The following is a 1,918-nucleotide window of genomic DNA, read 5'->3' on the forward strand; positions in this document are numbered from 1 at the left end:
GGGGCTGTCCAGAAAGTCAGTGTGAACTGACTTTCTGGCAGCTTTTTTTTAAAAGTAGAAAAAAGTACACAAAAAAATCGTCCTCTTTAGTAAAATGAAAGTTACCACACCAACATCTTAAGAAAGGAAAGGACGATTTTTTATGCGCAATCTTTCGATTACTACTGAAAATTATAACACGCAAACGACCCTTCCTCTAGGGGAAATCCAAGAAAGTTCCTCCACCAAACGAAAATTAGCCCCAACTTTTCAACCCTACGATAACCAACAAGTTCAAATGATCTTTGATCTGCAGGAACTCATTCCGGCCCACCATGTCGCACGTGTGATTGATGAGATGGTAGAAGCCATTCCCGATGAACGGCTATTTTCTTACTACTCCGGCGGGGGACGGAGCTCGTATCATCCTAAAATGATGGTAAAAGTCCTCCTCTATGGGTATTCACAGAAGGTCTATTCATGTCGCGGAATTGAAAAGCTGATCCAGGAAAATCTTCCGGCCATGTGGCTCGCCGCGATGCAGAAGCCCGACTTCCGAACGTTGAATGACTTTCGCGGTCAACGGATGAAAGCATTGATGGGTGAATTGTTTGAAACCATGATTCGGAAACTCATCAAGGACGAGTATATTACGATGGATCACTACTTTTTGGATGGCACAAAGATCGAAGCCGATGCCAACAAGTATTCGTTCGTGTGGAAAAAATCCACCCTTAAACATGAAGCGAATTTGAAAGAGAAAATTCAAGAAACGCTGCACCACATCAACAGCCTCACTCAATTAGAAGCGTTGACAGAGGGAGATGAAACCAGCGATGAGCTTCCCCTTCAATTAGAAGAAGCCGCAAAGATCCTTGAGGGAGAATTGTCTTCCATGACGGACGAGATCCAGAAGGAAACGGATACCGAGAAACGCAAAGAGATACGAAAGAAGCGCAGTACCTACAAGAAACCCCTGAAGCTCATTCGTCAAGATTTCTTGCCTCGTTTAGCGAAATATAAGAAACAGAACGAACAGTTCGGAGATCGGAACAGTTACTCCAAAACGGACACCGACGCGACTTTTATGCGAATGAAAGAAGACCACATGAAGAATGGCCAGCTGAAACCAGGGTACAACGTACAGATGGCGACCGAGAACCAATTTGTTTTGTTTTATTCGATTCACCAAAGCCCGACGGACACGCGGTGTTTCATCCCTCACTTGGAGAAACTGGCGGCGTCTTCTTTACCGATGCCGAAAACCGTGATTGCGGATGCCGGTTATGGCAGTGAAGAAAACTATTTGTTTGCGGTAGGAGAAGAAAAGGAACCGCGATTTGATTTTCTTATTCCCTATGGAAGCTATTTGAAGGAAAAAAACCGACAATATAAAAACGATGGAAAGAACGCAAAGAATTGGGTGTATGAGGAACTCGATGATTACTTTATCTGTCCAAATGGCAGAAGGGTACCGTTCAAGAAATATCTAACGAAAAAGAACCGATCCGGTCTGGAACAAAGCTTCAAGATTTATGAATGCGAAGATTGTACGGAGTGTCCCTTTAAACCAAAGTGCACCAAAGCGAAAGGGAACCGCCAGGTCCATTGGAACACCATTTATGAAGAAATGAAGGCGAAAGCAAAAGCAGCCCTTGAATGTGAGGAAAAAGCCGCGATCTATGCCCGACGTAAAGTCGAGGTGGAAAGCGTATTTGGCCACATCAAGGGCAATCGGTCGTTCCGCAGGTGGTCCTTGCGGGGACTGGACAAGGTAAATGTGGAGTTTGGAATTGTGGCATTAGCCCACAATCTCCTGAAAGTAGCAGGCATCCGCCTGAATACTTTCAGGAAAAAAGAACAACTAAAAAAGCAGGACGGAAAAACGACTCGTTTTTCCGTCCTGCTTTCATTTTAGGGACTTATTGGACAGCCCCTT

The 1,918-nt window shown here is 44.6% G+C and carries 1 protein-coding gene; it reads left to right on the forward strand.

All coding sequences use genetic code 11. The features are described 5' to 3' along the window. Positions 1 to 142 precede the first annotated feature (142 nt). On the forward strand, positions 143 to 1,897 hold the full coding sequence (locus ABHN01_RS23370) for an IS1182 family transposase (protein WP_429877528.1): 1,755 nt from the start codon (positions 143 to 145) through the stop codon (positions 1,895 to 1,897). The last annotated feature ends 21 nt before the right edge of the window (positions 1,898 to 1,918 follow it).

This window comes from Fictibacillus sp. NRS-1165, from assembly GCF_050468105.1.
GTDB lineage: Bacteria > Bacillota > Bacilli > Bacillales > Fictibacillaceae > Fictibacillus_C > Fictibacillus_C terrinigri.

Coding starts and splice junctions, on each gene's coding strand:
- ABHN01_RS23370 (WP_429877528.1), top strand. CDS start 143: ATGCGCAATCTTTCGATTACTACTGAAAATTATAACACGCAAACGACC.